The organism is uncultured Mailhella sp. (assembly GCF_944324575.1).
In the GTDB taxonomy this organism is placed as follows: Bacteria; Desulfobacterota; Desulfovibrionia; order Desulfovibrionales; family Desulfovibrionaceae; genus Mailhella.
Map to the genome: position 1 here is coordinate 1 of NZ_CALUWV010000131.1, position 5,063 is coordinate 5,063.

The window sequence follows — 5,063 nt, forward strand, 5'->3', positions numbered from 1 at the left end:
GGAATCCCTGCGCGTCGCCGACTCCATGCGTTGGCGTATGGAAACACCCCCACGTGCGTGGGGAAACCCTGTATCCGGCACGAATAGCCGCCTGCGTAGCGGAAACACCCCCACGTGCGTGGGGAAAACAGAGTTTCCCAAATCATGATGGGAGAAAAGTTAGAAACACCCCCACGTGCGTGGGGAAAACCGTGTTCAGCACCGTCTTTTCCGATCTGGTTCAGAAACACCCCCACGTGCGTGGGGAAAACACACTTTTCATACACGTTCACGACCATAACTGAGAAACACCCCCACGTGCGTGGGGAAAACTCGTCGAGGCTCAGGGCATGAAAGAGAACAGCGGAAACACCCCCACGTGCGTGGGGAAAACACTGACATAATATTGAACTTTTCGGAGCGGGTCAAACCGCGAGGCCGTTTTTCGCCGCTCCGGGGAACGCTCACGTGCTGCTTGAACGTTTCATGAGCCTGCCCCAAGAATCCGTTGCCGCATATGGTAACGGAAAGCGCATCGACAGAGAAAAGCGGCACGGAAAATGCTCCGCATGGATCCGTTTTCCGGCGTACCATCCGACTCCTCGGCACGCGCGACATTCTGAAAGTCCGGCGGTGAATTCCCCATGCCGTGAGAGCTCTGAGAAAGTCCGGCGTCTGCCTTGACAAGTAACACGTTTTTAAAATAGGTGTTACTCTCATTTGTGAGGAGAGACGCATCATGCATATTTTCAGAACTTTGTTCCGTCTGGCGGCAGGCTGTCTTCTTGTGCTTGCCGCGCTTCCGGTCGCGGCGGCGTCTGCGGCTCCGACCGTTTCCTTTACCGACATGGCCGGGCGCAGGGTGGAGCTCGACGCCAGACCCGAAACCTTTGTCGTGGCCAACTACATTGCCAACTTTCTCATGGTGGGCGGGGCCGAAAGCCTGAACAGGGTGGTCGGCATGACCTTCGACGGATGGGCGGATACGAGGTACGGGGAATACATGGTCTATACGGAAACCTTTCCCCGGCTGAAAACCATACCGAGCATCGGCGGCTATCATGACGACGTGCTCGATTCCGAAAAAATTCTGGCGCTGCATCCCGACGTGCTGCTCGTGGGACTTTCCCAGTTTGCGGACAACAATCAGAAGATCGACCTTTTCGAGCGGGCGGGCATACGGGTCGTCGTGCTCGACTACCATGCCATGAAGGTGGAAAACCACACCCGAAGCACCATGATGCTCGGGCAGCTTCTCGGCAGGGAAGATGTGGCAAGGGCGCAGTGCGATGCCTACGCCTCCGCGCTCGAAAACGTGTACGCAGAAATCGCGGCGCTTCCCGATTCCGCAAGACACCGCAGGGTCTACATGGAACTCGGCAACAAGGGCGTGGGCGAGTACGGCAACAGCTACAACGGCGACGTGCTCTGGGGAGCGATGCTGAAAAACCTCGGCGCGGACAGTCTGGCGGAGCACTCGCTTCAGCCCTACGCCCCGCTGGATACGGAATTCGTGCTCGCCGCCGATCCCGAGGTCATCATCATGGGCGGCGGGATATGGCGCAACAACGCCGAGGGCGATCAGATGCGCATGGGGCTCACCGTCGACGAGGCCACGGCGCAGGCCCGCCTTCGGGGCTTTGCCGGGCGTCCGGCGTGGAAGAATCTCTCCGCCGTCAGAAACGGCGAAATCTACGCCGTGGATCATGGAAGCCTCAGAAACATGATCGACTACACGCTGACGCTCTATCTGGCCAAAATCCTGTATCCCGACACCTTCCGGGATCTGTATCCCATGGCCGAAATGCGTGCCTTCTATGCCAGGTATCTCCCTGAGCTGAAGTTCGACGGCACCTTCATGATCAGGCTCGAACGCTGAAGGGACAGATCATGACTTCCGGCAGGAGCAACGCATACCGGCAACTGAACGCAAGGCGCCTGTTCACGGAGGCGGCGCTTTTTGCGTCGATGCTGGCGCTCATGGTCGCGGATCTCGGCATGGGCTCTTCCGGCATCGGCCCCGACGAGGTGGTGGCGGCCCTTCTGGCAGAGCCGGACGGTGGAACCGCCCATACCGCCATTTTATGGTTCATCCGTCTGCCCATGACGCTTACCTGCGTGTTCGTGGGCGGCTCGCTCAGCCTTGCCGGTCTGCAGATTCAGGCCATCACGGGCAACGCGCTGGCAAGCCCCTACACCCTCGGCATCACGGCGGGCGCGAGCTTCGGCGCGGCCGTGGCCATTACGCTGGGCCTTGCCGTTGCGGGACATCTCTGGATGGGAACGGCGCTCTTTGCCCTGCTGTTCGCCCTTGGCGTCTCGCTTTTCATCTTTTATCTGGGCCGGTTGAAGGGCATGTCCCCCTCGACGCTCATTCTCTCCGGCATCATCATGAACTTTTTCTTCCAGGCGCTGCAGCAGTATCTGCAGTACCGCGCCTCCCCCGAGATTGCCCAGGTCATTTCCGGCTGGACGTTCGGAAACCTGCAGCGCTCGTCGTGGGTGAGCGTTGTCGTGAGCGGCGCGCTGCTCGCGGTCGGGGCGGCGCTTCTGGCCGGCAGGTCGTGGCGGCTTACCGTGCTGACCACAGGCGAGGAGCGGGCGCGCAGTCTGGGCATCAACGTGGAGCGCCTGCGCTTTCAGGTCTTTCTCATATGCTCGTTCCTCATTGCCGGGGCCGTCGGCTTCATAGGCACGGTGGCCTTTGTCGGACTGGTGGCGCCGCACTGCGCCAAACTCATGCTGGGGGAGGATCAGCGCTATCTGCTCCCCGGCGCGACCCTCTTCGGCAGCCTGCTCATGCTCGCTTCTTCGATTGCCTCCAAGCTTTTGTCCGGCAGCTCCATGCTGCCCGTGGGCATCATCACGTCCGTTGTGGGCGTGCCGTTCCTGTTCGTGCTGCTCCTGAAAAAAGGAAGATGACATGCTGACGCTCTCCATTCGGAATCTGTCCGTGAACTTCTCGGGAAACGACGTCATCCGCGACGTGTCTGCCACGCTGCACGGCGGAGAAATGGTGGCGGTGATCGGTCGCAACGGCGCGGGCAAGACTACGTTCATCAAGGCGCTCGCGCATCTTGTCCGGCGTTCGGGCGAGGTCGTTCTGCACGACGACGAGGGCCATGTCCTTTCCGGACGCGACATCGCCTACGTCCCGCAGCTCGAGGCCGTCACCAGCCGTCTGACGGTCTTTGAAACCGTGCTCCTCGGGCTGGTCAGGGATCTCGGCTGGAAGGTGACCGACGAGCAGATGGAAACCGTGTCCGACCCCCTCGCGGAACTCGGTCTCGAGCCTCTGAGCCTGAAGCCGGTATGCAGCCTGAGCGGAGGGCAGAAACAGCTCGTGTTCATGGCGCAGGCCTTTGTTTCTCATCCTAAAGTGCTGCTGCTCGACGAGCCGACGAGCGCGCTGGATCTGCGCCATCAGCTTGTGGTCATGGATCTGGCCCGCAGGTACACGCGGCAGAGCGGAGCCGTCACGCTTTTCGTGGTGCATGATCTCATGCTGGCGTCGCGGTACGGCAGCCGCCTTCTCATGCTCCATGAAGGACGGGTCAGAGCCTTTGATTCGGCCGAACGCGTGCTCATGCCGTATCTGCTTGGCGACGTGTACGACGTGGAGGCCTGCGTTGAACGGACGCCGCCCGGATTTTTGAACGTCATTCCCGTGCGGCCCCTGTAAGCGGAGCCGCCCCCTGCGTCAGGAACGAGGCGCGTCTCACGTTGCGGCGCCTGCTCTGCGTGCGCGGCAGACCGGGCACTTTGCGTCCGGCGAAAAGGGAAGGGGCGCGGCGCGGGAAGGCACGGGCTGCGGAGCCGGGAGCAGTCGCGGGACGGCGGCGAAGGGAACTCAAGAGGCGGAGCGGGCGGCCGTGCGGGACAGCGGTGCGGAAAAGAAGCGCGGTGAAACCTCAAAAGCCGGATGTGCGGGAGGTGCGGTGGGCCAGCGGAGGCCGGAGACATGGGCGGCCCGGGGCCGCGTGAGCAAAATCCGCACGAAACACGAAGGAGAGGAAGACATGGCGGAACTTGAAGCGATACGACGGTACTGGAACACGAGGGCGGAAGGCTATTCGTTGAAAACCGCGCATGATTTGCGGAACGCGGAGGCGCTGTGGCTGGAGAGGCTGCGTCCGTTTCTTCCCGCGTCGGGCAGGCTGGACGTTCTGGACCTGGGCTGCGGGCCGGGATTCTTTTCCATTCTGCTGGCCGGACTGGGCCATGCCGTGGTCGCCTTCGACTACACGGAAGGAATGCTTGAGCGCGCCGCGCAGAACGCCGCCGACGCGGGCGTGAGCATTGCGCTGAAACAGGGCGACGCGCAGAATCTTCCCTTTGCCGACGCTTCGTTCGATCTTATCGTGTCCCGCAATCTGACATGGAATCTTGAGCATCCGGAAAGGGCTTATGCCGAATGGCTGCGCGTGCTGAGACCGGGCGGGCGGCTGGTCAACTTCGACGGCAATCACTACCGCCATTTTTACAGCGAAGCCTACGCGGCGGAGAAGCGTCAGCCCGACTACACGGACGGGCATGACCCGGATTTCATGCTCGGCGTCGACCCTGCGCCCATCAACGACATTGCGGCCCGACTGCCCCTGAGCCGGGTCGACCGTCCGCAGTGGGACATGGCAACCCTGCTTGAACTCGGCGCGCGAGGCGTGACCGCCGACGTGCAGCGGCGTCGCTTTACGGACGAGCAGGGAAATGCCGTGTCCATCATCAAGAATTTCGTGGTGTCGGCCCGGAAGGAAGCCTGAGCGCGGGTCGGGGCGGGAAAACGGCGCGCGCAGCCCTGGGCGGTTCGGATGCTTTGTTCCGGGCTGCGGGGACGGGCCGCGCGAGTTTGCGGTCGTCCATGACGCCGCCGCGTGCGCAGGGGAACGGCATGGCCTGTAGCGTTCAGGCGGGGGGGGAGGCGCCTTCGCATGGCGCTGCGCTCCCGTTGCGCGCAGGCGAGGGGAAAGACGGGCGTTTTTCAGTCCCCGGGAACGGCTTCGGCCCCGGGCCTTTTCCGAAGAGCGGGAGAGCTCTGCCGTTCTTCAAGCAGAAGTTGAAGGCTTTTCTGCGGTCTTTCCGCCGTC

Annotated in this window: 4 protein-coding genes and 1 CRISPR repeat array; all 4 genes read left to right on the forward strand. The window is 62.1% G+C overall.

The annotated features are described in order from the left end of the window. Nucleotides 1-40: 40 nt before the first annotated feature. Nucleotides 41-373: direct repeats of the CRISPR family, unit length 28 nt; unit sequence GAAACACCCCCACGTGCGTGGGGAAAAC. Nucleotides 374-718: 345 nt separating this feature from the next. The 4 genes from Q0J81_RS10475 to Q0J81_RS10490 all read left to right on the forward strand — a co-directional run bounded on the left by Q0J81_RS10475 (nt 719) and on the right by Q0J81_RS10490 (nt 4,739). Beyond that, complete coding sequence (locus tag Q0J81_RS10475; RefSeq protein WP_294447715.1) at nt 719-1,858, forward strand: ABC transporter substrate-binding protein; 1,140 nt, start codon at nt 719-721, stop codon at nt 1,856-1,858. Nucleotides 1,859-1,869: 11 nt separating this feature from the next. Continuing rightward, nucleotides 1,870-2,901, forward strand: a complete 1,032-nt coding sequence (locus Q0J81_RS10480; RefSeq protein ID WP_294447717.1) for an iron ABC transporter permease — start codon at nt 1,870-1,872, stop codon at nt 2,899-2,901. A gap of 1 nt (nt 2,902) precedes the next feature. Further along, on the forward strand, nt 2,903-3,661 hold the full coding sequence (locus tag Q0J81_RS10485; protein WP_294447719.1) for an ABC transporter ATP-binding protein: 759 nt from the start codon (nt 2,903-2,905) through the stop codon (nt 3,659-3,661). A 337-nt stretch (nt 3,662-3,998) separates the two neighbouring features. Then, nucleotides 3,999-4,739 (forward strand): class I SAM-dependent methyltransferase, encoded by a 741-nt coding sequence (locus tag Q0J81_RS10490; protein WP_294447722.1) that lies wholly within the window; start codon nt 3,999-4,001, stop codon nt 4,737-4,739. Nucleotides 4,740-5,063: the final 324 nt, after the last annotated feature.

Excerpts from the sequence above, each read along its gene's own strand:
- Q0J81_RS10475 (WP_294447715.1), top strand. The coding sequence starts at position 719 with ATGCATATTTTCAGAACTTTGTTCCGTCTGGCGGCAGGCTGTCTTCTT.
- Q0J81_RS10480 (WP_294447717.1), top strand. The coding sequence starts at position 1,870 with ATGACTTCCGGCAGGAGCAACGCATACCGGCAACTGAACGCAAGGCGC.
- Q0J81_RS10485 (WP_294447719.1), top strand. The coding sequence starts at position 2,903 with ATGCTGACGCTCTCCATTCGGAATCTGTCCGTGAACTTCTCGGGAAAC.
- Q0J81_RS10490 (WP_294447722.1), top strand. The coding sequence starts at position 3,999 with ATGGCGGAACTTGAAGCGATACGACGGTACTGGAACACGAGGGCGGAA.